This window comes from Blautia sp. OF09-25XD (assembly GCF_003482095.1).
Classification (GTDB): domain Bacteria; phylum Bacillota; class Clostridia; order Lachnospirales; family Lachnospiraceae; genus Fusicatenibacter; species Fusicatenibacter saccharivorans.
The window spans coordinates 12,969-39,961 of sequence record NZ_QUMG01000010.1; the positions used below are offsets into that span (position 1 = coordinate 12,969).

The window sequence follows — 26,993 nt, forward strand, 5'->3', positions numbered from 1 at the left end:
GTGTTACAATGACTATAGAAGAAATTCTTGCAGGAGAATCGAAGGATGTGGAGTTCAAAGAGAACCTGCCGGAGAAAAGCCTCAAATATATGAAATCTGTGGTTGCCTTTGCCAATGGAACCGGCGGAAAAATCATTTTCGGAATTGCCGATAAAACCAGAGAGGTTGTTGGCTTTGACAAGGAAGATGTGTTCAAGAAAATGGATGCCATTGCCAATGCCGTATCAGACAGCTGTGAACCGGCAATTATCCCAGATATCACTTTACAGACGGTTGATGGTAAGACTGTCATTGTGGTAGAGGTTTTTGAGGGCAGACAGCGCCCGTATTATATCAAAGCCCTTGGTAGAGATGGCGGTGTATATGTCCGTGTTGCCGGAACTACCCGCCTTGCCGATGAGTATATGGTAAAGGAGTTGTTGTTTGAGGGCAGTAACCGCTACTATGATCAGGCTTTATGTACTGGGTTAAATGTTACAGATGAAGATATTGATACCCTTTGCAAAGCTATGAAAGAGCAGGCTGTCAGAAATGCTCGGACAGAGGAACAGAAAGCATCGATTAAAGATGTAGGCAGACAGCAGTTGCGTTCCTGGGGAATTTTAATCGAGCGTGATGGAAAAGATTTTCCATCCAATGCGTTTGCAATTTTGACAGGCAACGGAGGCCTTCATGTTGCAACGCAATGTGGTGTGTTCAAAGGTACAACGAAAGCGGTATTTGTTGATCGTAGAGAATATACCGGACCGCTTTGGGAACAGATAGACGAAGCATTTCAGTTTGTCTTAAGAAATATTCATCTGGGTGCTACTATTGTGGGAATTTATCGCCAGGATGTTTATGAGATTCCACCGGATGCCATTCGTGAGTTGATTATCAATGCTATGGTACATCGTAGTTATCTGGATCATGGTACGATACAGGTAGCGGTATATGACAACCGATTGGAAATCACTTCTCCTGGGAAGCTGCCAATGGGACAAACGATGGAGCGTATGAAAGAAGGTTATTCCAAAATCAGAAATGAAGCCCTTGCCCATGCGTTTGCTTACATGAATCTGATCGAGCATTGGGGAAGCGGTATTCCGAGAATTATTGATAAAGTGAAAGCTGCCGGACTTCGGGAGCCGGAGTTTATTGGTGGCGAAGTGGATTTGCGTATCAATATTTATCGAGGTCAGGTTGACGGCACTGTTGACCTCAATGACCTCAATAACGCCATTAAAGTGCCGGATACTATTGATAAAATGCCAGATAGTGGCAATGAAGTGCCGGATAAAACAGAAACAGTGCCAGATACGACAAAGAAAATGCCGGATAGTGAACAGGAACAACAAATCTATAAATATGTATTGGAAAATGGCTCTATTACTACTGCTGAAACAGTAGAGATTTTAGATGTAAAACATCGTAGAGCCAGAGCTGTCTTGCTGAATATGGTTAAGGATGGTTATTTGAGAAAAGAGGGTGCGGCACGAAGCACTATTTATGTAAAAAATACGGAAGGGAGATAATGCAGCATGGATACAGACAAAATAATACAAGATTTAAATCGCAGGTTTGCTGCACCTCTTCCTGAGTTTTATCAGCGTCGTATCATTTTCTGGTACGATGAAGATAAGGAATTTGAGGATAAATTGGATGAAGTGGTTTTGGAAAATGCAAAGGTGATTGCGCTGACAGGAAATAATGCGTTTTCTGTAAAAAAACTGCTTTCAGTAGATGATTTGACCACAAATTATCTGGTTTACAGTCCGTGTGTCTATAACCGCCCAGATGATAACTGGCTTCTGGATGTGGAGCTTTACAGCGAAGAGTTTCGGGCGGATCTGATTTCTATTTGGATGGATGAGATGGGACTTATATCAAATCCGGCAATGAGGAAACAGGTTAAAAATTATCGTGCTTATTTCAATGCGAAAGATCGTCGTTTGAAAGTCAGCACACAGAATAAAGTTCCGGAAACACCGGCACAGTTACACATGGCTGTCATGGCGGCAATCTGTGGATTGAAAGATGCACAGCCTAATATGATTCTCCGTAGTGTGTTCCAGGCGGGACTGGATTTGAATAATAATACGGTTTATCAGGATTTTGTAAAATATCATGCAGACGCAGCATTTTGGGCGATGGTTCGTCAGGGATGCGGATTTGTGGAGGAGGAACCAGACCTTGAGCGGTTAGCAATTCATCTACTTTTAACCGCGGCGACCCGTACCATGCGGCAGGAATATCTTGCCGGACTAGACAGTTTTATTTCCATACCACATCAGGCATATTGCTATGATTTTATTTCTGAATGGCTTCATAGTGACAACATTCCGCAATTATATGATGTGGCACGTTATGTTGAGGATGAAGCTTGTCTGTATCAGCGTTTTGAAAAGCTGACAGTAGAAGATTTGGTAGGAACAGAGTGCTTTCCGTGTATTAATGAAGTGATTCTGACAAAGATAATGACAGAGATCAGTGACCATATTATTGATGTGGATACCATTACGAATACCGTTGAAAAACGGAGAACTTGTGTATGGTATGAGCCATTTGAGAATTTTTATGACGGTATCTTACAAGTGGCGAATATGCAAAGTTTCTTTAAGGAACATTCTGCCGGATTCCATACCGCAGAAGCGAAAAGTATCTGGAAAGAATATACTGAGAGCTACTATCAGATGGACACTTATTACCGTTTGTTCCATCTTAGTTTTCAAAAGAGTTTGGAGACTTCCAATATTCTGCTGGATGATTTGTTCAAGCATGTTGTCGATAAGGTGGAAGGACTTTATACACACTGGTTCTTAGGTGAGTTGGGCAACAACTGGTCGGATGTATGTGCGGATGAACTGGCAACTTACGGTAAAGTTCTGGAAGTACCGCAACAGGAGGATTTTTACCGTTCCCGTATCCAAACCTCAGATACGAAAGTATTTGTAATTATCTCAGATGCCATGCGTTATGAAGTGGCGGCTACGATGGCAGATCAGCTTCAGCGAGAAACGCAAAGTAAGGTTTCTATCAGCAGTATGCAGAGCATCTTTCCTTCTACTACAAAGTTTGGTATGGCAGCTTTGTTGCCGCACAAAGAACTGACAGTAGAGGTTCGGAACGATATTTTGACGGTTTTGGCAGATGGACAGTCTACGGCAAGTACTTATAGGGATAAGGTTCTGAAAACAGAAGATTCGGCAAGCGTGGCTTTAAAGTATAATGACATCATTGCTATGAAACGAGCGGAAAGAAGTGCTTTGGTGAAAGGGATGGATGTGGTCTATATTTACCACGATACCATAGATGAAGCCAGCCACACTTCGGATACTGCTGTTTTTGCTGCCTGTGACAAGGCGATTTCAGAATTGAAGAATCTTGTGCGTATTATCGTAAATGAATTTGGTGGAACGAATATTTTAATTACGGCAGATCATGGATTTCTTTATACATACAGTCCTTTGAAGGAAGAGGACAAAGTAGATAAAAGAGGATTTTTTGATGTGGATGTAACAAACTCTGACATTACAAAAAAAGAAAGTATCAAGCGATGTGTAGAATATGGCAGAAGATATGCAATTATGCAGAAAGGTGTGCAACCAGATTACTTGATGCCTGTAAAATTCCTGGGCGGAAATACGGAATTTGATGGATTTGCACCGAGAGAAAGTATTCGTATCAAAATGAATGGCGGCGGTATGAATTTTGTGCATGGTGGTATCAGTTTGCAGGAAATGGTTGTTCCAGTGATTGAGTATCATTATCTCCGCAACGATTCTATGGAATATAAGCGAAATAAGCAGAAATATGATACTAAGCCGGTAACGGTTAATTTACTGTCCGCAAACCGTAAGATCAGCAATATGATTTTTTCGTTGAACTTCTATCAAAAAGATGCGGTCAGTACAAATCGTGAAGCAGCAACCTATCAAGTTTATTTTACAGATGAGGACGGCAAACAGATTAGTGATATTCAGAAGATTATTGCAGATAAGACCAGCGATAACGGTGCAGAAAGAACTTTCCGTTGTCAGTTTAATCTAAAATCTTTAAAATACAGCAATACCGCTACTTATTATCTGGTAATTGCAGATGAACAGGGATTACAGCTGCCACAGCGGGAGCCATTCCAGATTGACATCGCCTTTGCGGTGGACGAGTTTGATTTTTTTAGTTAATGCCGCAGGAGGAGAGAAAGATGGAGCAATTTGCAGAGGGTGAAAGTACCCGTGAAGAAATAAAGAACAAGCTCCGTCAGAACTTTGACGGTAAGATTGTTCGGAAAGACCTGACAAAGAAAATTAAAGAAGGGGCGAATGTCCCAGTGTATGTTCTTGAGTTCTTGTTGGGACAGTATTGCAGTTCAGATGATGAGACGGTTATAGAGAAAGGCGTACAGAATGTGAAGCGTATTCTTGCTGACAACTTTGTACGCCCGGATGAATCACAGAAAATTCTGTCTCAGCTGCGTAAAAAAGGCAGTTACACAATCATTGATATGGTGACTGTTCGACTGGATATGAAAAAGGATTGCTTTTTTGCAGAGTTTTCTAATTTGGGCATTGGTAATGTACCGATTGCCGATGAATATCCAGAAAAATTTGATCGCCTGCTCTGCGGCGGTATCTGGTGTATTGTTCAGCTGGATTATGAGGTTGAAGGCGACAATAATTTTGGCATTGAGGATATTGATGGAAATCCACTTCGTTCCAAACAGAAAAAGCAGAAAGATATTTCACCAATCAGTATCCGTAAGCTGACACCGATCCAGATGCCGCACATTGATATTGATGAACTGAAGCAGGGACGAAAAGCTTTTACGAAAGATGAATGGTTGGATATCCTTCTTCGTTCTATCGGAATGGAACCGGATGAATTTACATACCGTGAGAAATGGTTGCTCTTGACCCGTATGATTCCATTAGTTGAGAATAACTTTAATCTTTGTGAGCTTGGACCGAGAAGCACCGGTAAATCTCATCTTTACAAAGAGATTTCACCAAACAGTATTTTGATTTCCGGTGGACAGACGACGGTTGCAAACCTGTTTTACAATATGGGACGCAAAACGGTCGGACTGGTCGGCTTATGGGACTGTGTAGCCTTTGATGAAGTGGCAGGTATCAAGTTTAAAGATAAAGATGGCATTCAGATTATGAAGGATTACATGGCATCCGGCTCTTTTGCCCGTGGCAAAGAAGAAAAAGCTGCTACTGCGTCCATGGTATTTGTGGGAAATATCAATCAGAGTGTGGACGTGCTGTTGAAAACATCCAGTCTGTTTGCACCTTTCCCGCAGGAAATGGGAACAGATACAGCATTTCTTGATCGTATGCACTGTTATCTTCCAGGATGGGAGATACCGAAGTTCAGACCGGAGCATTTTACTAATGATTATGGTTTTATCAGTGACTATTTGGCAGAGTTCATCCGAGAGCTTCGCAAGGAGCAGTATGGAGATGCACTTGATCACTACTTCCGTCTGGGGAGAAATCTGAATCAGCGTGATACAATTGCGGTTCGTCGTATGATAGACGGTTATCTGAAGTTGATGTACCCAAATGGTGAGTTTACCAAAGAAGAACTGGAAGAAATTATTCAGATTGCATTGGAAATGCGTCGCCGTGTCAAGGAGCAATTGAAGAAGCTGGGTGGTATGGAGTTTTATGATGTGAACTTCTCTTATATAGATCTAGAAGATATGTCAGAACATTATGTTTCCGTACCAGAACAGGGTGGTGGTAAGCTGATACCGGATGGAATGTGTAATCCGGGACAGGTTTATACCGTATCCAGAGGAAAAAGTGGCATGATTGGTGTATTCCGTTTGGAAAGTCAGATGCTTCCAGGCAATGGCAAAATTGAACGGACTGGCTTAGGCAGTGATTCTAAATGCAAGGAAGCGGTGAACACGGCATTTAATTATCTGAAAGCCAACGGCAATCGGATCAGTGGCTCTATCAGCACCTCGACCAAGGATTACATCATCAATTATCAGGATTTGCAGGGTATCGGTATGACAGACAAATTGGCACTTCCAACATTGATAGCACTTTGTTCGATTGCTCTTGGAAAGCCTGTTGTCAGCAACTTGGCAGTGTTGGGAGATATAACAATTAGTGGCACAATGATAAAGGTGGATGAACTTGCCAATACACTTCAGGTGTGTCTGGATAGCGGCGCAAAGAAGGTGCTGATTCCAAGTACATCGTTTGTTGATTTTGCAAGTGTTCCAGCTGATCTGATGAGTGCATTTCAGCTGATTCCGTATCAGAGTGCGGAAGATGCAGTGTTTAAGGCGTTAGGGGTAGAGTAAAATCGAAGATAGGAGGCTACGAATGGCTATTGAGAAGGTAATCATTCAAAATTTTAAGAAGTTTAAAAATCCGTTTGAAGTAAAATTTAATGAAAATATCAATCTTCTGGTTGGTGATAATGAATCTGGAAAATCTACTATTCTTGAAGCCATTCATGTGGCTTTAACGGGTATGTATGCTGGTCGAAATATTAGAAATCAGCTATCAACATATTTATTTAATAGAGAAGCAGTTGAGGAATACCTGGCATCAGTGGAAAATGGACAGCCGATTGCACCTCCAGAAATAATGATTGAGTTATATTTCAAAAGTGGAACATTGCCTGAATATGAAGGAAATGGTAATTCCGAAAAAAGTGATGGTATAGAGGGAATCAGATTCACAATTAGTTTTTCTGATAAATTTAATTCAGAATATGAAAGTTTGCTGAAAACAGAAAAAATTATAAGTTTGCCTATTGAATTTTATGAAGCTAAATGGTTTTCTTTTAGCCGAGATGAAAAAATGCCCAGATTCATACCAATAAAGTCTGTAATGATTGATTCGTCAAATTACAGATACCAAAATGGGTCTGATGTATATATTTCCAGAGTAGTAAAGGATTTCCTTGAACCAGAGGACATAACAGCAATAACACAAGCCCATAGAAATATGATAGATGAGTTTGCACAAAATGAAGCAATTCAGTCAATCAATGAGAAAATTAGTGCAGCGTCTACTGTTATGAATGGAAAATTATCATTGAGTGCCGATCAGGGAGTTCAAAATTCTTGGGAGTCAAGTTTGGTTACGCAGGTGGATGGAATCCCGTTTGCTCATGCTGGAAAAGGTGCACAATGTATCATAAAAACACAATTAGCTTTAAGTCATAAACAGGCAGAAAAAGCAAGTATTATTTTGATTGAAGAACCTGAAAGTCATTTGTCTTTTTCCCGATTAAGCGAACTAATGGGAGTTATTGAAAAGGCTGCATCTGGTAGACAAATTATAGCATCAACGCATAGTAGCTTTGTCGCTAATAAACTCGGACTGGAAAATTTAATTTTGCTTTCAGGCGATAATTGTTGCTCGATGCAATCGCTCAAAAAGGAAACTTTTGAATTTTTCAAAAAAGTGGCAGGTTATGATACACTGCGATTGATTCTTTGTAAAAAATCAATCTTAGTAGAGGGCGATTCAGATGAGCTGGTTGTTCAGCGGGCATATATGGATACTCATGAGGGGCGGCTTCCTATCCAAGATGGAATAGATGTAATGACCGTAGGTGGGGTGACATTTAAGCGGTATCTTGAAATTGCACAGACACTAAACAAAGAAACAGCTGTTGTTACGGATAATGATGGAAATATTGAAGCTGTTAAGAAAAAGTACAAAGAATATGAAGAAATACAATGTATTCATATATGTGTTGATGAGGTAGTGGATACAGGTGATTTGAAACTGTCAGATAAGGATTTTAATTATAATACCTTAGAGCCGAAAATATTAAAAGAAAATGGACGAGAAGCAATGAACAATATTTTTGGAACTAACTACGATACGGATGATGAGATGCACAAATATATGCACGCTCATAAGACGGATTGTGCCATAGCAATTTTTGAATCGGCTACGAAAATTAAATATCCTGAGTATATAATGAGGGCGATAAAAAATGAGTAGTCTAATTATTGCGGCGGCAGGGGCAGGAAAAACAACATTTCTTGTAAAGAAGGCATTGGAGATTTCTGAAAATGTTTTGATAACAACTTATACCGATGCTAATGAACAAAGCATTAGAGACAAATTTTACGAAATAAATGGTTGTATTCCATCTAATGTAACTATTATGCCGTGGTTTTTGCTGCTAATCAAGCATGGTATACGACCTTACCAAAGCTATCTTATAAATAATAGGGTATCCGGTGTGTTATTAGTGAATAAGGCAGATAAAAATTTGTTGAGACTAAAGGATACAAATGAGAAAAAATATGTCACGGCTTCCGGTAATGTATATTCAAATATGATTTCAAAATTGCCCTGTGTTTTGGACGAATTATCGAATGGATGTGTATTTCGCAGAATACGAAAAATTTTTTCTTATGTTTTTGTAGATGAAATACAAGATTTTGTTGGATATGATTTAGAAGTTATAAAAAAGTTGCATGAGGTTGGTTGCAACATGACTTTAGTAGGAGATCCTCGTCAGACGACGTATCGAACTCATTATGAAGCAAAATATAAAAAATATGCAGGTGGGAAAATAGTGATTTTTGTGCAGGATAATATTGCCGGAATGAATATTGATACCACAACATTATCGACATCTCATAGAAATAATCAGATTATATGTGATCTTGCAAATCAGATGTATCCTGATATGAAGCCATGCGATTCTGCCATGAATGAAAAAACGGGACATGATGGAATATTTTGGGTTCACGAGAATGATATTGATAAATATGTAGATATATATAATCCTGTTCAGTTGCGGTATGATAAAAGAACCAAGGTAAATCCCATCCCAAAAACGATGAATTTTGGATTGTCCAAGGGACTTACTTTTAATAGAGTCTTGATATACCCGACGAAACCAATGCTGGATTGGTTGTCAGGAAAGTCCAAAGACATGAAGGATGAAAGTCTTTCTAAGTTTTATGTTGCAGTGACGAGAGCACGGTATAGTGTGGCTTTTGTATACAAGACAAAACGACTTCCAACTAACGATATTGGAACAAGGTGGACACCTGATGTATTGGAATAAATAATAGATTGCACGACAAGAAGTAATTTAGTTGTTATAAGTAATAATACTGTGTATTGGGCATAATCTAAGTTTCACTTATGTAGGTGTCTGAGGAAAATTTAATAGGAAAAACATGAAAAAAGCACTGAAAACCGTTTGTCGGGAGATCCATGTAGGTGGACAGCTTGTATATTATGAAGGTGAAGAAGGATATTGTTTCCATGATTCAGAAACCAAAACGGATGCAGGAATCAGAGACATTCCTATGACACAGATGGTATATGATGCGTTCCGTAAACAGAGAGAGCTGAACCTGATGCTTGGTTTGCAGAGTAATGTAGAGATTGGTGGACGCAGTGGATTCATCTTCAATACAAAGTATGGACGTCCGATTATGCCAGCGGGAGTGAACAGCTTTCTGAAAAACATTGTTAATGCCTATAATAAGAAAGAAAGCAAACTGGCAGAAGGAGAGAAGCGAGAGCCGGAGCTGATGCCTCCTATTTCATCGCATACCCTTCGTCATACGGGATGTACCAGACTGGGTGAGAATAATGTCAATCCCAAAGTTATGCAGTATGTGATGGGGTGCTGGATGTCCGGGGGACATCCGTTTAGCACCGACCGTAGCGGAGCGAAGAACATTCAGATGCACAGATCACAATGAATGTCTACAATCATATTGCAGAGAAGTCTCATGTGGAGAACGAGATGTCTAAAATGAATCTGCCAGAAACCGTACCTGCTGTGGTATAAACCAGAAGTCGTTGTCGTAAAATGTGGTAAGAAAATCAGACGAATATATTTTTCCAAGAATTTGTGGTCAAAATGTGGTCAAATCAAGAAAATCGAGTGCGAAAGTAAGTGAAAAATCCCTGTGAAGCCCGTAAAATCAAGGCTTCACAAAATCTTCACAAAATAATTAGCACTCACCTCTTGACAGTGCTAATAATAAGTGTTATATTACAGCTAGAACAAAGGAAGAGGGATATAAAGAGAGGAAAAGAAGAAAACCTCCGGTATCCGGAAGCCTTTCCGTTCCAAAGAAACAGGTAAACAAAAAGATCCGGTGAAAAGAAAAACCGGAGAAAAAGCATGGATCAGGTTCCATGAGAAGAATAAGAAGGAGCGATGACTTATGTTAATGCCTAGTATTTTTGGAGAAAATTTATTTGATGACTTTTTCAACGATTTTCCGTTCTATGATTATGACAAAGAGATGAAGAATACAGAAAAGAAACTGTATGGCCGCAAAGCCAGCCATGTGATGAAAACAGATATTCGCGAGCTGGATAATGGCTACGAGGTAGTGGTTGACCTTCCGGGCTTCACGAAAGATGAAGTTCAGGCCACACTGGAAAATGGTTATCTGACCATCAGTGCAGAGAAAGGTCTTGACAAAGACGAGAAAGAAAAAGAGAACGGCCGCTACATCCGTAAAGAGCGTTACGCAGGTGCATGCAGCAGAAGCTTCTATGTAGGTGAAGATATTACCGAAGAGGATATCAAGGCTGAATTTAAACACGGTCTGCTGAAACTCTTCGTACCGAAGAAGGAAGCAAAACCGGCTGTGGAGCAGAAAAAGACAATCTCCATTGAAGGATAAAAGAAAAAAAGCAAAAGCGTTTGCCGCCCGGGAATGTTAAAATTCCCGGGCGGCAAAATTTTTATCTTTTCTGGTACATCCCGAGGGAAAGAATCCGGAATACGCGGGCGGATATACGTGATTTTCGGATTCGGAAAATAAATTGTATACAATAATGTACTTGCTATTTGGGAACAGGTCGGATACAATAGGCGTGACAATTACAAAATGAGAGAACTCGTATCAAAAGGAGAAATCATGAAGAAAAGAAGAAGCGTACTTGCGCTGCTTTTAGTTGCAGCTCTTACTGTTGTACTTGGCGGATGCAGGATGGCAAGGATGGGAAAGCAGATTCTTCCGATACCACAAGTTCTCAGGTATCAACGGAATCAACCCCGACAGGGGAACCTGTTATGGGAGGTTCCATCACGGTAGGAATTCCTCAGGACATTGAGGATAGTCTTGACCCACACAAATCTGTTGCGGCAGGAACGAAAGAAATCCTATTCAATATTTATGAGGGCCTTGTAAAGCCCGATGAAGAAGGAAATCTGAACGATGCGGTGGCAGAGAGTCATTCGATCTCGGAGGATGGAAAGGTTTATACCTTCAAGCTCCGGAATGGTGTCAAATTCCACGATGGAACGACCGTCACTGCAGAGGATGTAAAATATTCAATCGAACGCTGTGCGGGTATCAACGGAGACGGAACGCCTCTGGTAGAGGCATTTTCCAATGTGGACAAGGTTGAAATTCCGGACGAGAGCACGATCGACATCTATTTAAAAGAGGCAGACACCGAGTTTCTTGCCTATCTGACGGTAGCGATTGTACCTGAGCATGTGGAAGATCTGGAAGCAGATCCGGTCGGAACAGGCCCGTTCCACTATGTATCACGGTCCCCGCAGGAAAACATTGTCCTTGAAAAATTCAGCGATTACTGGGATACGGAAAATCAGGCGTATCTGGACAAGGTAACATTTCGAATTGTCAAGGACAGCAATGCAGTCGTAACAAACCTGAAATCCGGTACACTGGACATGTATGCACGTCTCAGTTCCACACAGACAGCGCAGCTTGCCGAAGATTCCGATTTTACGATTTATGACGGCGGTATGAACCTGGTACAGGCGCTGTATCTGAACAATGCCGTGGAACCGCTCAACAATGTGAAGGTGCGCCAGGCGCTGTGCTATGCGGCAAACCGCCAGGAAGTGCTGGATATGATTGCGGACGGAAAAGGAACGATCATCGGAAGCAGCATGTTCCCGGCATTTGGAAAATATTATGTGCCGGAACTGTCAGAGCGATATAATCAGGATATTGAGAAGGCAAAAGAACTGTTAAAAGAAGCCGGATACCCAGATGGATTTGAGCTTACGATTACAGTGCCGAACAATTATCAGCAGCATATCGATACAGCCCAGGTTCTGGTAGAGCAGCTTAAAGCGATCGGTGTTACTGCCAAAATTCAGCAGGTCGAGTGGGACAGCTGGCTGTCGGATGTATATGCAGACCGGAAGTTCCAGTCCACGGTTGTCGGCGTTGATGCGGCATATCTGACCGGACGCGCGTTGCTGGAACGGTTTACCTCAACATCATCCAAGAACTTTATCAACTACAGCAACGAAGAGTATGATAAACTGTATCAGCAGGTTAAGACCAGCACGGATGAAGAGGAGCAGGTTGAGATTTACAAAAAAATGGAAACACTGCTCTGTGACGATGCGGCAAACCTGTATATCGAGGATATGGCATGTGAGGTTGCACTTCGGAGCGATTTTGCGGGCTATCGGTTCTATCCGCTGTATGTGCAGGATATGGCGAAAATTTATAAAGTAAAATAGTAGCTATTCCGTTACGGCTCGCTGGGTACCGGTGGGCGGTAACGCTATTTCAGGCAGGAAAAAGAAAAACTCTCATTCGATTGTCAAATCTGCCTGAAAAGAGATAAAATCTGAAAAAACAGAGAAAAAGCGGCGCAGAATTGCTGAAAAGAAGCAGTCTGCGTTGCTTTTTCTCTCTGTCGATAGAATCTCCGAAAATATGTTAGGCTTGACTTTTTTTTCAACACTGCCTACTATAGAAAAAGACAGAAAAAACATAAGGGCTTCGCGGCGATGCGTGAGGCCCTTTTTATCTAAGCTAATGTTTCTGAATGTATTGTGGAAAGAAGGGGAACCCATGACAGATTTTCTGGTAAGATGTTTTGTAAAAGAGTATGAGAACACTGACAATGCGGATGTGCGGACGAGATATGGTATTTTATCCAGTATGGTAGGAATCTGCTGCAATGTATTGCTGTTTGCCGCCAAGCTGCTGATCGGTGTTGGGATGCATTCTCTGGCGATCATGGCGGATGCGTTCAATAACCTTTCCGATGCGGCATCTTCGGTCATCAGCTTTGTTGGTGTCAAGATGGCAAACAAACCGGCCGACAAAGAGCATCCGTTCGGGCATGGACGGATCGAGTATATTGCAGCGCTGATCGTTTCGTTTCTGGTTATTGAAGTCGGCTTTACGTTTTTAAAGAGCTCCCTGGAGAAAATTCGCAATCCGGAAGAGATCACATTTCAGATGGTTCCGTTTTTGATTCTGGTGCTCTCGGTTGGTGTAAAGCTGTGGATGGCGCTTTTCAACCGAAAACTGGGAAACCGCATTCAGTCGAAGGTGATGCTGGCAACGTCGGCGGATTCCATGGGCGACGTGATCACGACGAGCGCAACGATCGCTTCTATATTGATCTGCCATTTCCTTTCGGTTAATATCGACGCAATCGCAGGACTTGTTGTGGCGGTACTCGTTATGTGGTCCGGTATTTCCATTGCAAAAGATACATTGGAACCGCTGATCGGGCAGGGCGCGGATCCGGATCTGTATGCACGGATCATGAAAGAGGTTGCTTCCTATGAAGGAATTGTAGGAACCCATGATCTGATTGTCCACAACTACGGGCCTGGCAGAAGTATGGCATCGATCCATGCGGAGGTGCCGCGAGATGTCGATATCGAGGTATCGCATGATATTATCGACCGCATTGAACATGAGGTCGGCAAAAAATTGGGGATTCTGCTGGTCATCCACATGGATCCGGTGGAGATCCACGATGCGACGGTTCTTGCGACAAAGGAGAAGGTAAGAAACGTAATTTCCATTCTCGATCCGGAGCTTTCCTTCCACGATTTCCGTATGATCAACGGGGCGGAGAAAAAGAAGCTGATTTTTGATCTTGAAATCCCGTATTCTTATAAGAAGAAAGACTGTGATCGCGTGATCGGGCAGATCGGGGCGCTGATGAAGGAAATGGATGAGAAGTATGAATGCGTCGTCAACATCGACAAAAAATACGTGGCGGGAGAGTGACAACGGCCGGGTTGAGCCGTCAAATCCCTTCCAAAATGTTCCAAAAGTCAGTTTTTTGAAAAAAATAAAAAAATTTCAAAAAAGGTGTTGACTTTTCTCTTGCGATAGTGTATTATACATTTTGTCGCAAGGCAATGGGCTATCGCCAAACGGTAAGGCAACGGACTCTGACTCCGTCAGTTCCTGGTTCGAATCCAGGTAGCCCAGCTCATTAAAAGGTCTCAGGTCTCGTACCTGAGGCCTTTTTCGATGCTCAAAAACAAATACAGCAGGAGGAACGAAACGATGAAGTATTCCTTTACGAGCAGAATCCGCTACAGCGAAATCGGTGAGGACGGAAATCTCACCCTGCCGGGGCTGATCAATTACTTTCAGGACTGCAGTACCTTCCAGTCGGAAGCGATCGGCGAGGGCGTTGCGGAGCTCAAAAAACGAGGCTGCGCCTGGGTGCTGTCCGCGTGGCAGATTCATGTGCGCCGCTATCCATCCCTTGGTGAAGCGGTAAAAATCACTACATGGGCGAGCGGCTTCAAAGGATTTCTTGGCATGCGTAACTTCACGATGGAAACAGAAGACGGCGAAATGCTCGCCTGTGCCAACTCCATCTGGTCTTACGTCAATATGGAAACGGGTCATCCCGTCCGCGCACCGAAAGAGACGACAGACGCCTATGGCATTGACGATCCGATCGACGAGGATTTCGGCGAGCGCAAAGTGAAAATGCCGGAAGCAGATTTCATCGGCGAACCGTTCCCGGTGCGGCCGCACAACCTCGATACGAACCACCACGTCAACAACGCACAGTTCATTTCCCTTGCCGGTGAATGCCTTCCGAAGAACTTCACCGTGCGCCGGATGCGCGCCGAATACAAACAGCAGGCGCACCTCGGCGATGTCCTGCATCCGTTGCGCGCTGAGACGGAAAACGGCTGTTTTATCTCGCTGAACGATGAAAAAGGACAGCCATACGTAGTTGTGGAATTTCAATGATTGTGGTACAATCGGAAAGAATAAGATACGAACGTAATAAACACAATGAGGAAAGGGGAATTTGCCATGAGAGCGCAGAACCTTACACTGTTAACCGATTTATATGAACTTACCATGATGCAGGGCTACTACGAGAACCCGTCCGATCAGATCGTGGTATTTGATGCATTTTACAGAAAGAATCCATGCGGCGGCGCATACGCCGTATGTGCAGGACTTGAGCAGGTAATCGAGTATGTCCGCGATCTTCACTTTTCACCGGATGACATCGACTATCTCCGTTCCCTCCATATTTTCAACGATGATTTCCTGGAGTATTTAAGAGGCTTCCATTTCACCGGAGATATCTATGCGATCCCGGAAGGAACCGTCGTATTTCCAAGAGAACCGCTCTTAAAAGTTGTCGCTCCGATCATGGAGGCACAGCTTGTAGAGACCGCGATTCTGAACATGATCAACCATCAGAGCCTGATCGCGACGAAAGCATCCCGCGTTGTTTACGCGGCAAAGGGCGACGGCATCATGGAGTTTGGACTCCGCCGTGCACAGGGACCGGATGCTGGTATCTACGGCGCGCGTGCTGCCATGATCGGCGGCTGCATCGGAACCTCCAATGTCCTGACCGGACAGATGTTTGACGTTCCAGTCAAGGGAACCCACGCACACAGCTGGATCATGAGCTTCCCGGATGAGTACACCGCATTCAAAACGTATGCGAAAATGTATCCAGAAGCATGCATTCTTCTCGTAGACACCTACGATGTTCTCGAATCCGGTGTTCCGAATGCGATCCGCGTCTTCAAAGAGATGAGAGCAGAGGGCTTACCGATGAAGGGCTACGGCATCCGCATCGACAGCGGTGACCTGGCTTACCTGTCGAAAAAAGCATATCAGATGCTCGAGGCAGAAGGTTTCGGTGATGCCATCATTTCCGCATCCAGTGACCTCGATGAGTACCTGATCGACAGCCTGAAAACCCAGGGTGCGAAGATTAATTCCTGGGGTGTCGGCACAAATCTGATTACCTCCGGTGACTGGCCGGCATTCGGCGGCGTTTACAAGCTGGCAGCAGCAAAAGATAAAGATGACGCAGAATTCACACCGAAGATAAAGCTGTCCGAGAACTCCGAGAAAGTAACAAACCCGGGCAATAAGACGATTTATCGTATTTATGATAAAGAAACCGGAAAGATCCGTGCCGACCTGATCTGCCTCGCAGACGAGACCTTCGACGAGAGCAAAGATATGATCATCTTCGACCCGATCGAGACCTGGAAAAAGACGAAGATCAAAGGCGGAACCTACACCTTACGCGAGCTCCTCGTTCCGATTTTCCAGAAGGGCGCATGCGTCTACACTTCTCCATCCGTCATGGAGATCCGCGACATCTGCACCAGAGAGAAAGATACCCTCTGGGAGGAGTCCAAACGTCTGGTCAATCCGCATGAGGTTTACGTGGATCTGTCCGACAAGCTGTACCACATCAAGAGCGACCTGCTCGAGGAGATGAGCATGAAGGCTCTCGGCGAGCAGTAAGAAAGGAAGTCAAATGTTAAATATAGGAAGAAAGCAAAAGCTGGTAGTAGTAAAGAAAGTAGAATTCGGTATTTATCTTGGGGAGACCCGGGAAGCAGGCGAGAAGGAACGCGTTCTTCTGCCGATCAAACAGGTGCCGGAAGGAACAAAAGAGGGAGATGAGCTGGAAGTATTTCTGTACCGCGATTCCAGCGACCGTCTGATTGCGACAACCAGAGAGCCGAAGCTGGTGCTTGGAGAGCTGGCTGTCTTAAACGTAGCTGCTACCGGAAAGATCGGAGCATTTCTGGACTGGGGTCTGGAAAAAGATCTGTTTCTTCCGTTTAAACAGCAGACCCGCCGCCTCCATCCAGGTGATGAGGTTCTGGTTTCCCTCTACATCGACAAGAGCGACCGTCTCTGCGCAACGATGAAGGTTTACCATTTCCTGAAAACCAATTCTCCGTACGTCGTAGGCGATATCGTAAAGGGAAGAATCTACGAGATCAGCGGAAACTTCGGCGTTTTCGTTGCTGTTGATGACCGCTACTCCGGCCTGATTCCAAAGAGAGAAGCACAGGCAGACTATCATGTCGGCCAGGAACTTGAGTGCCGCGTTACAGAAGTCAAAGAGGACGGAAAACTCTCCCTGTCCGCACGCGGAAAAGCGTACGAGCAGATCGCAATCGATGCAGAGAGCGTTCTTTCTGTGATCGAGGAATTTGCAGGTGTCCTTCCATTTGATGACAAAGCATCACCGGAAGTGATTCAGAGAGAATTCGGCCTCAGCAAAGCAGCATTTAAGCGCGCGGTCGGCCATCTGATGAAAGAAAAACAGGTTGTCATCCGCGACGGTAAAATCTGGACGGCAGAAAAAGCAAAATAAGAAAAAATCGGGCACTGGACAGGAAGCACATCCTCTCCGGTGTCCGTTTTTTTGTGTCAGACAGCAGATAAAATTTTGAAATTTTTTCTGCGCCCGGTTTGCGGTTGCGCGAAGAGAGGATTGCGCTTATAATATGATCTATATGACAAAAAATGACACAGGATCTGATGGAGAGAGATGAAGAAAAAGAAAAGTAAGAAAAAAACATCTTTTATTTCCAAAACCGCAATGACGGTTTTGACGATCATTCTGATTATTCTGTTTTTCTGCATTATGTCGATGGTCGAGAAAATACAGGGAACGGCCCGCGTTGTCAACTATGCCGGTCTGGTGCGCGGAAAAACGCAGCGGATTATCAAGCTGGAGGATGCGGGAGAACCGCAGGATACGATGATTGCAGACATCAACGCTTATATCGACGGTCTGCAGAACGGAAGCAGCGAGCTGGATCTGGTGCGCCTGGATGACCGGGATTTTCAGGATAAGATGACTGAGCTGGCATCGTATTTTGAAGAGCTGAAGGCAGAGATTCTGCTGGTGCGTGAAAAAGGATATGAGAATACCGCGATTATCGAAAAGAGTGAGACCTTTTTCAAAATCTGTGACGAGGCGACGGGCCTTGCGGAAGCGTATTCGCAGAGAATGGCGTCTTCGCTGAAGAAGCTGGAGCAGGTGGTAGTAGGAGATATCATCGGTCTGGTGTTTGTCATCGGTATGGAGCTGATCAAGGCCGTCCGCTATGCGGCGATGAACCGTATTCTGCAGAAGAAAGTCTATCTCGATGAGGCGACGGGCCTGCCAAATAAAAATAAATGCGAAGAGATTCTGGAGGGAAGCGACGGAGGAGAAGAAATTTCCGGCGTGTATGCGGTCTGCGTGTTTGACCTCAACAATCTGCGCACGATCAACAACAGTCTGGGTCACGATAAGGGAGACGAATATATCCGTTCCTTTGCCGTTCAGCTTCGAAAAGCAGTCCCGGAGGAGTATTTCGTCGGAAGAAACGGCGGAGATGAGTTTCTTGCCATTCTGCGCGGACTGAACCGCGAAGAAGTGGAAGCGTGCATGAAGCACATCCGCACGCAGACGGCAGAATATTCCCGCCAGCACCCGGAGATGCCGATCAGCTACGCCGGAGGCTATGCACTGTCCACGGAATTTGAAGACTGTGATATCCGGGAACTGTTCCGCCATGCGGACCAGAACATGTATATCGACAAAAACCGCGCGAAGATGGAAGAAGCCGCCGCAGAGCGGAAGATCAGCCTGGAAGCGCTGGACGTCGTAAAGAAAAAGGGATACCATTTTTCCAACTGTATTTACTGCAATGCAAGACAGGACCAGTATCGGATTCTGCGCGCCGTTTCGGGCTTTTTCCTTGCCGAGGACGGCAGCTATACCGGTGCGGCCGAGCATATTGTGCAGGGCATCACGGATGAGGAAAAGAGAAAGGAAATGCGTAGAATGCTGGATCTTACCCATCTGAAGGAGTGCTATCAGAAGGGAGAAGAGAGCGTAGAAATTCTGTGCGAGTATCGGGAGGGCAGCGAAGGGGAAGCGCTCTGCCGGGGAAAAGTCACCATTCTGTTCTACGACGCGGCCGAGGACGGCGGACTGCACCATTTTCTGATGGGCTTTGAGCGGTTCCGCTCCGATGAGGAAGCTGCTCGGAATGAAAAAGAACAGCTCGACCAATACTATGAACAGATGAAACAGTCGATCATTGAAAACAGCCACTACGCCGAGGCACTTCTCGAGACGGCCGAGGCCGTGTTGGCCGTTGATCTGACGAATGATTCGCTGGAGCAGATTTTTTACCACAGCGGGCAGAAGAAATTTGACCTCAATATAGATCTGCCGTGTTCCTACGAGAAATACTGCGGGGAATGCAGTGCGTTTGTCGCGGAGGAGACATTGGAATCATACCGCATTGTGGATTCCTCGAAGAAACTGCTGCAGCGCTTTGAAAACGGAGATAAGCAGGTAGTCGTGGAGTATCAGGAAACAGATGAGTCCGGCAGAAGAATATGGTTGCAGAAGACGGTTCTTATGTCACAGGATACCGTCTACGACCGAAAGACAAAGCGGGAGAGCGTTGTGGTACACGGCATGATCCTTTTCCGTGATACGTCAGAGTTCCACAGCCGGGAAGAGAGGGAGAAGATACAGCTTCAGGATGCCTTTAGAGCTGCAGACAGTGCAAGTCGTGCAAAAACAGAATTTATGAACCGCATGAGCCACGATGTGCGCACGCCGATCAATGGCATTATGGGCATGCTGGATATCATCCGCAAAAACCGGCAGGATGAGGCAAAAGTGGACGACTGCCTCGATAAAATCAATCTTTCCGCAAGCCATCTGCTGGCACTCGTCAACGATGTGCTCGATATGAATAAGCTGGAGTCCGGAAAAGAGACGATCGAGAGCGTTTCTTTTGACCTGACGCATCTGATGGATGATGTGGCATCCCTTGTCAATGCGCAGATTACGGAGATGGGCATTACCCACTGTACGCACCGCGGTGAGCTGACGCACACGAGACTGATCGGCAGTCCGCTGCGCCTGCGGCAGATTATGCTGAATCTCTTCAGCAATGCAATCAAGTACAACAAGCCAGGCGGAATGATCGATACGTATGCGGGCGAAGTCTCCTGCGACGGAACCCGGGTCGTCTACGAGTTCCGCATCATGGACAGCGGCATCGGAATGAGCAGCGAATTTATCGAAAAAGAGCTGTTCCATCCGTTCACACAGGAGAAGTCCGGTGCGAGAACGCAGTACAAGGGAACGGGCTTGGCATGTCGATCGTCAAAGAACTGATCGAAAAAATGCAGGGCACGATCGAGGTAACGAGCCAGCAGGGCGTCGGAACGACGTATGTATTCCGGCTTCCGTTTTACATTGACTGCGAGGGACAGCGGATTCAGGAAGTAAAGACACGGATCGCAGGAAAAGAGCTTGTCCACTTCCACGTTCTGCTTGTCGAGGATAATGAGATCAACATGGAAATCGCCGAGTTTTACCTGACCGATCACGGTGCGACGGTGGAAGAGGCATGGAACGGCCGCGAGGCGGTCGAAAAGTATGCGGCGAATCCGCAGAAATTTGATGTGATTTTAATGGATCTGATGATGCCTGTGATGGGCGGCCTTGAGGCAGCGCAGCAGATCCGCGCCATGGAGCTTCCGGAAGCAAAACAAGTCCCGATCATCCCGATGACGGCGCAGTCCTCCGAAGAGAGTAAAGAGGGATGCCGCGCAGCGGGCATGAACAGCCATCTGACCAAGCCGATCGAGCCGGACAGCCTGGTGCAGACGATCTTGGAGACAGCGGAACATGCCTTTGGAAAATAGAGGAGAAAACGATGAGTTTTACGCATTTACATGTACATACCGAATACAGCCTTCTGGACGGATCGAACAAGATCAAAGAGTACGTTGCCAGAGTCAAGGAGCTTGGCATGAACAGCGCCGCGATCACCGATCACGGCGTCATGTTCGGCTGTATCGATTTTTATAAAGAAGCCCGCGCGCAGGGCATCAAGCCGATCCTCGGCTGTGAGGTTTACGTGGCGCCGGGTTCCCGTTTCGACCGCGAAACCAGCCGCGGAGAGGACCGGTACTACCATCTGGTTCTGCTGGCGGAAAATAATACGGGCTATTCCAATCTGATGAAGATTGTTTCGGCGGGCTTTATCGATGGATTTTACTATAAGCCGCGTGTCGACATGGAGATTCTGGAAAAGTATCACGAGGGCATTATCGCGCTTTCCGCCTGCCTTGCAGGTGAGGTGGCGCGTGCGATGGTGCGGAACCAGTACGAGATGGGAAAAGAGGCCGCACTGCGGTATGAGAAGATTTTCGGAAAAGGCAATTTCTTCCTGGAACTGCAGGATCACGGCATCTCGGAGCAGCGGATGGTCAATCAGCAGCTGATGCGCCTCTCGGCAGAAACCGGCATCGAGCTGGTGGCGACGAATGATATTCACTACACGTACGCAGAAGATGCGGATTCCCACGATATTCTTCTGTGCCTGCAGACCGGAAAGAAGATCACGGATGAGGACCGCATGCGCTACGAGGGCGGACAGTATTTCGTGAAATCCGAGGCGGAGATGGCATCGCTCTTCCCGTATGCACCGCAGGCAATCGAAAATACACAGAAAATTGCAGACCGGTGTAATGTGGAGATCGAATTTGGTGTCACAAAACTTCCGAAATTCGATGTGCCGGAGGGATACACTTCCTGGGAATACTTAAATAAGCTCTGCTACGACGGCCTCGAGGAACGGTATCACCCGGCGACAGATGAACTGAAGGCGCGGCTGAAATACGAGCTTGATACGATCAAAACGATGGGTTACGTCGATTACTTCCTGATCGTGTGGGATTTCATCAAATTTGCGCGCGACCACGACATCATGGTCGGACCGGGACGAGGATCGGCGGCCGGAAGTATTGTTTCCTACACCCTTGGCATCACACAGCTGGACCCGATGCGGTACCAGCTCCTGTTCGAGCGTTTCCTGAACCCGGAACGAGTTACCATGCCTGATATCGACGTGGATTTCTGCTTCGAACGCCGCCCGGAGGTCATCGACTATGTAACGAGAAAATACGGCAAGGACCGCGTTGTACAGATCGTCACATTCGGTACACTGGCGGCGCGCGGTGTCATCCGCGATGTCGGCCGTGTGCTGGATATGCCGTATGCACAGGTCGATTCGATTGCGAAGATGATTCCGAATGAGCTGAATATCACGATCGACAAGGCACTGCAGATGAACCACGAGCTGCGGGAGCTGTATCAGGGCAATGAAGAGGTTGCACATCTGATCGACATGTCACGGAGACTTGAAGGTCTGCCGCGCCACACGTCGATGCACGCCGCCGGTGTTGTCATCGGCTCGCGTCCGCTGGTGGAATTTGTGCCGCTCTCGCGAGGAAGCGACGGAACGATCGTCACGCAGTTCACGATGACGACGCTCGAGGAACTGGGACTTCTGAAAATGGACTTCTTAGGACTTCGGACCCTGACCGTCATTCAGAATGCGACAAAGCTCGCAGAGCGTTACAGCAATAAGAAAATTGATCTGCTTCACATCGATTACAACGATCCGAAAGTGCTCGGTATGATCGGCGCATCGAAAACGGTCGGTGTGTTCCAGCTCGAGAGTGCGGGAATGAAAAACTTCATGAAGGAGTTAAAACCGCAGAGCCTCGAGGATATCATCGCCGGAATTTCCCTGTACCGTCCGGGCCCGATGGATTTTATTCCGCAGTACATCAAAGGAAAAAACAACCCGGAATCCGTTACGTACGATACACCGCTCTTAAAACCGATTCTGGAGCCGACGTACGGCTGTATCGTCTACCAGGAACAGGTTATGCAGATCGTACAGGCACTGGCGGGCTATTCGCTTGGACGGGCCGATCTGGTGCGCCGTGCGATGTCGAAGAAAAAGGCATCTGTCATGGAAAAAGAGCGCCAGAATTTCGTTTATGGAAACGAGGCCGAGGGCGTGCCGGGCTGTATCAAAAACGGCATTGATGAGAAGACAGCGAACAAGATCTACGACGAGATGATCGACTTCGCGAAATACGCCTTCAACAAATCCCATGCGGCGGCGTACGCGTTCGTATCGTACCAGACGGCATGGCTGAAATACTATTACCCGGTTGAGTTCATGGCGGCTCTGATGACCTCCTGCATCGATAACCCGGGAAAAGTCGCAGAGTATATCTTGAGTTCCCGGCAGATGGGCATTTCCATTCTGCCGCCGGACATCAACCGAAGCGAAGGAAAATTCACGGTAGACGGCCAGGCGATCCGCTATGGCATGGCGGCGGTCAAAGGCATCGGAAAGCCGGTCATGGAGGCGATCGTGGAGGAGCGGAGTGCAAACGGACCGTTCCGCTCGTTAAAGGATTTCGCGGAGCGCCTGAGCGGAAAAGAAGTCAACAAGCGGACCGTCGAGAACTTTATCAAGGCGGGCGCATTCGACTGCTTCGGCGTGACGAGAAAGCAGCTCATGTTCGTCTACGCCAATGTGCTCGATGATGTGGCGCGCGAGAAAAAAGATTCGTTAAGCGGCCAGATGAGTCTGTTTGACTTCGTAGATGAGACGACCAAACGGTCGTATGAAACGGTGTACCCGGATGTCGGAGAATACGAAAAGAGTGATCTTTTGGCGCTCGAAAAAGAGGTGCTCGGCATCTACGTCAGCGGTCATCCGCTCGAGGAGCAGGAGGAGTGCTGGCGGAAGAACATTTCCGCGGTAACGACAGACTTCCAGCCGGATGAGGAGACGGGTTTCCCATCCGTCACCGACGGCGCGAAAGAGATTGTCGGCGGCATTATCACGGATAAAAAAATCAAATATACAAAGAATAACAAGACAATGGCATTTCTCACACTCGAGGACCTCGTCGGCAGTATGGAAATCGTCGTATTCCCGCGCGATTACGAGAAAAACGCACCGATGATGCAGACCGATGCGCGTGTCTTCATCCAGGGCCGTGTTTCCGCGGAGGATGATAAGCCGAGCAAGCTGATCTGCGAGAAAATTTTCCCGTTTGCTGGCATCCCGAAAGAGCTCTGGATCCAGTTCCCGGACAAGGAAACGTACGAGAGAGAAGTGGCGGATCTGTACCAGATGCTGCATGAATCCGACGGCAAGGACAGCGTGATTCTCTACATCAAATCGATCAAAGCGATGAAAAAACTGCCGCCGAGCCGCAATGTGCAGGCAGATGCCCGTCTGGTGGCGTCACTTCAGGCAAAATTCGGTACCGGAAACGTGAAAGTTGTAGAAAAGAGTATTGAAAAAAGGGCCTGAATGCTTTAAAATAAAACTGTGTGTGATTAATAAATAAAACTACTCGTTTATTAATGTGTGTGATGAGATGGAGGAATTCATATGGCAACGACTAACAAGGTAAAGACAATCGGAGTGCTTACCAGCGGTGGTGATGCACCAGGTATGAACGCAGCGATCCGTGCAGCCGTAAGAAGAGGTCTGCAGAAGGGCGTTCAGATGAAAGGTATCCTGAAAGGCTACGACGGACTGATGAACGAAGAAATCATCGACATGACAGCCCGCGATGTATCCGACACCATCGAGCGCGGAGGTACCATCCTTTATACCGCCCGCTGCGCAGAGATGCGTACACTGGAAGGCCAGAAACGTGCTGCAGATGTCTGCAGAAAACACGGCATCGACGGACTGGTAGTTATCGGCGGAGACGGATCTTTTGCAGGAGCGCAGAAACTGGCAGCTCTTGGAATTAACACCGTAGGTGTACCGGGAACCATCGACCTGGATATCGCCTGCACAGAATATACCATCGGTTTGATACCGCGGTAAACACTGCAATGGAAGCCATTGATAAAGTAAGAGATACTTCCACTTCCCATGAGAGATGCTCGATCATCGAGGTTATGGGACGTAATGCCGGATATATCGCTCTTTGGTGCGGTATCGCAAACGGCGCAGAGGATATTCTTCTTCCGGAGAAATACGATTACGATGAGCAGAAGATCATCAACAACATCATCGAGAACCGTAGAAAAGGCAAAAAACATCATATCATCGTAAATGCTGAGGGCATCGGCCATTCCACCAGCATGGCGCGCAGAATCGAAGCTGCAACCGGCATCGAGACCCGTGCAACGATCCTTGGACATATGCAGCGTGGAGGAAGCCCGACATGTAAAGACCGTGTATATGCGTCCATCATGGGTGCTTACGCAGTTGACCTTCTTCTGGAAGGCAAAACAGACCGCGTTGTTGCATACAAGAACGGTGAGTATGTAGATTACGATATCGATGAGGCACTGTCCATGACAAAGACTCTGCCGGAATATCAGTGGGAGATCGCAAGAGCTCTTTCTTATAACTATACGAAATAAAAAAGTATCACGAAACAGACTGTTTTTAGCAAGCAGTCTGTTTCATTGGTATAATAGCGGGAATAAAAATGTTTCCGCGGACGGAATAGAGAGACAAAATAAAAAAACAGGAGGAACTTAACAATGGTTACCTGGAACAATCTTGATAAACTGGCTTCTTTTGAGGAGCTGAAAAAAGTGGAGCGTGTCAATCTTGCCGAGGTGATGTCCGGCGAAAACGGAGCAGAGCGCGTAAAATCTTACAGCGTTCCGATGGCAGAAGGACTTGCGTATAACTACGCAGCAAAACAGGTGAATGAGGATGTCCTTGCCGCACTCGTAAAACTGGCAGAAGAGGCACAGCTTTCTGAAAAATTTGAGGAGCTTTACAACGGTGCTGTCATCAACACCGGAGAGAACCGTCTCGTGCTTCATCAGCTGACCCGCGGCCAGCTCGGAAACACCGTTACGGCAGACGGCGTAGACAAACGTGCTTTCTACGTAGAGCAGCAGAACCGCATCGCAGAGTTTGCGAACAAAGTACATGCAGGTGAGATCACCAACGCAGCAGGTGAAAAATTCACCACCGTTGTGCAGATCGGTATCGGCGGAAGCGACCTTGGCCCGCGTGCGATGTATCTGGCTCTGGAAAACTGGGCAAAGAAAAACGGCTGCTTCAAAATGGAAGCAAAATTCATCAGCAACGTTGACCCGGATGACGCAGCAGCTGTTCTGAATTCGATCGACGTAGCACATTCCATCTTCGTTCTGGTATCCAAATCCGGAACCACACTGGAGACTCTGACCAATGAGTCCTTCGTAAAAGACGCTCTGAAAAATGCAGGCCTGGATGCATCCAAGCATATGATCGCCGTTACCAGTGAGACTTCTCCGCTGGCAAAGAGCGACGACTATCTGGCAGCATTCTTCATGGATGACTATATCGGAGGCCGTTATTCTTCCACATCCGCAGTCGGCGGCGCTGTTCTGTCCCTGGCTTTCGGACCGGAAGTATTCGCAGCATTCCTCGAGGGCGCTGCAGCAGAAGATAAACTTTCTGCAAACAAAGACGTATTACAGAACCCGGAGATGCTCGATGCGCTGATCGGTGTTTACGAGAGAAACGTTCTTGGCTATCCAAGCACTGCAGTTCTTCCGTACTCCCAGGCACTGAACCGTTTCCCGGCTCACTTACAGCAGGTAGATATGGAGTCCAACGGTAAATCGGTCAACCGCTTCGGCGAGCCGGTCAATTACCCGACCGGTCCGGTTCTCTTCGGCGAGCCAGGTACCAATGGACAGCATTCCTTCTATCAGCTGCTGCATCAGGGAACTGATATCGTTCCGCTGCAGTTTGTAGGATTCCGCAATAACCAGATGGAGACCGATGTCGACATCCAGGGCAGCACCAGCCAGCAGAAACTCTGCGCAAACGTAGCAGCTCAGATCGTTGCATTTGCCTGCGGTAAAGCAGATGAGAATAAAAACAAAAACTTCGAAGGCGGCCGTCCGTCCAGCATCATTATCGGAGATCAGGTAAATCCGAAGACGCTGGGAGCACTGCTTGCACACTTCGAGAATAAGATCATGTTCCAGGGATTCCTGTGGAACGTAAACAGCTTCGACCAGGAAGGCGTACAGCTTGGTAAAGTCCTTGCAAAACGCGTTCTGGCTCACGAGACAGACGGAGCACTGAAGGTATTCAGTGATCTGCTCAATATCTAAAAGCGTTATTTT

Annotated in this window: 14 protein-coding genes, 1 tRNA gene and 2 pseudogenes; all 17 read left to right on the forward strand. The window is 46.2% G+C overall.

Annotation, left to right across the window (positions count from 1 at the left end; genetic code table 11):
• The first annotated feature begins 8 nt into the window (after positions 1-8).
• The 17 genes and pseudogenes from DXA93_RS09615 (at position 9) to DXA93_RS09700 (ending at position 26,981) form a co-directional block, all read left to right on the forward strand.
• Positions 9-1,514 (forward strand): RNA-binding domain-containing protein, encoded by a 1,506-nt coding sequence (locus DXA93_RS09615; protein ID WP_118595776.1) that lies wholly within the window; start codon positions 9-11, stop codon positions 1,512-1,514.
• A 6-nt stretch (positions 1,515-1,520) separates the two neighbouring features.
• On the forward strand, positions 1,521-4,163 hold the full coding sequence (pglZ, locus tag DXA93_RS09620; protein ID WP_118595775.1) for a BREX-1 system phosphatase PglZ type A: 2,643 nt from the start codon (positions 1,521-1,523) through the stop codon (positions 4,161-4,163).
• 20 nt (positions 4,164-4,183) lie between these two features.
• Positions 4,184-6,301, forward strand: coding sequence for a protease Lon-related BREX system protein BrxL (gene brxL / locus DXA93_RS09625; protein WP_118601700.1), 2,118 nt, complete (start codon positions 4,184-4,186; stop codon positions 6,299-6,301).
• A gap of 22 nt (positions 6,302-6,323) precedes the next feature.
• A complete protein-coding gene (locus tag DXA93_RS09630) occupies positions 6,324-7,964 on the forward strand; it encodes an ATP-dependent nuclease (protein WP_055268225.1) in 1,641 nt (546 codons plus the stop codon).
• Complete coding sequence (locus DXA93_RS09635; RefSeq protein WP_055268227.1) at positions 7,957-9,045, forward strand: UvrD-helicase domain-containing protein; 1,089 nt, start codon at positions 7,957-7,959, stop codon at positions 9,043-9,045. Before DXA93_RS09630 ends, DXA93_RS09635 begins: the two co-directional genes overlap by 8 nt.
• Positions 9,046-9,160: 115 nt before the next feature.
• Entirely contained in the window at positions 9,161-9,694 is a 534-nt protein-coding gene (locus DXA93_RS09640) for a tyrosine-type recombinase/integrase (RefSeq protein WP_242857239.1), read from the forward strand.
• A gap of 471 nt (positions 9,695-10,165) precedes the next feature.
• Positions 10,166-10,633 carry an Hsp20/alpha crystallin family protein gene (locus DXA93_RS09645; protein WP_117801853.1) on the forward strand — a complete coding sequence of 156 codons (468 nt, stop codon included), beginning with the start codon at positions 10,166-10,168 and terminating at the stop codon, positions 10,631-10,633.
• A gap of 392 nt (positions 10,634-11,025) precedes the next feature.
• Entirely contained in the window at positions 11,026-12,459 is a 1,434-nt protein-coding gene (locus DXA93_RS09650; RefSeq protein WP_330422138.1) for an ABC transporter substrate-binding protein, read from the forward strand.
• 337 nt (positions 12,460-12,796) lie between these two features.
• On the forward strand, positions 12,797-13,975 hold the full coding sequence (locus DXA93_RS09660) for a cation diffusion facilitator family transporter (protein WP_117510056.1): 1,179 nt from the start codon (positions 12,797-12,799) through the stop codon (positions 13,973-13,975).
• A 135-nt stretch (positions 13,976-14,110) separates the two neighbouring features.
• Positions 14,111-14,182, forward strand: a tRNA-Gln gene (locus tag DXA93_RS09665).
• A gap of 78 nt (positions 14,183-14,260) precedes the next feature.
• Positions 14,261-14,965 carry an acyl-[acyl-carrier-protein] thioesterase gene (locus tag DXA93_RS09670; RefSeq protein ID WP_055267769.1) on the forward strand — a complete coding sequence of 235 codons (705 nt, stop codon included), beginning with the start codon at positions 14,261-14,263 and terminating at the stop codon, positions 14,963-14,965.
• 66 nt (positions 14,966-15,031) lie between these two features.
• Positions 15,032-16,501: a nicotinate phosphoribosyltransferase gene (locus tag DXA93_RS09675; RefSeq protein ID WP_055218976.1), complete on the forward strand. Its 1,470-nt coding sequence runs from the start codon at positions 15,032-15,034 to the stop codon at positions 16,499-16,501.
• Positions 16,502-16,514: 13 nt separating this feature from the next.
• Entirely contained in the window at positions 16,515-17,366 is an 852-nt protein-coding gene (locus DXA93_RS09680) for a CvfB family protein (protein ID WP_022462037.1), read from the forward strand.
• A 747-nt stretch (positions 17,367-18,113) separates the two neighbouring features.
• A pseudogene (locus DXA93_RS09685) lies at positions 18,114-20,719 on the forward strand (ATP-binding response regulator); the annotation flags it as partial.
• A gap of 11 nt (positions 20,720-20,730) precedes the next feature.
• Positions 20,731-24,204 carry a DNA polymerase III subunit alpha gene (locus DXA93_RS09690; RefSeq protein ID WP_117813078.1) on the forward strand — a complete coding sequence of 1,158 codons (3,474 nt, stop codon included), beginning with the start codon at positions 20,731-20,733 and terminating at the stop codon, positions 24,202-24,204.
• Between the two features lie 81 nt (positions 24,205-24,285).
• A pseudogene (pfkA, locus tag DXA93_RS09695) lies at positions 24,286-25,277 on the forward strand (6-phosphofructokinase).
• A 123-nt stretch (positions 25,278-25,400) separates the two neighbouring features.
• Positions 25,401-26,981 (forward strand): glucose-6-phosphate isomerase, encoded by a 1,581-nt coding sequence (locus DXA93_RS09700; RefSeq protein WP_022462042.1) that lies wholly within the window; start codon positions 25,401-25,403, stop codon positions 26,979-26,981.
• Positions 26,982-26,993: the final 12 nt, after the last annotated feature.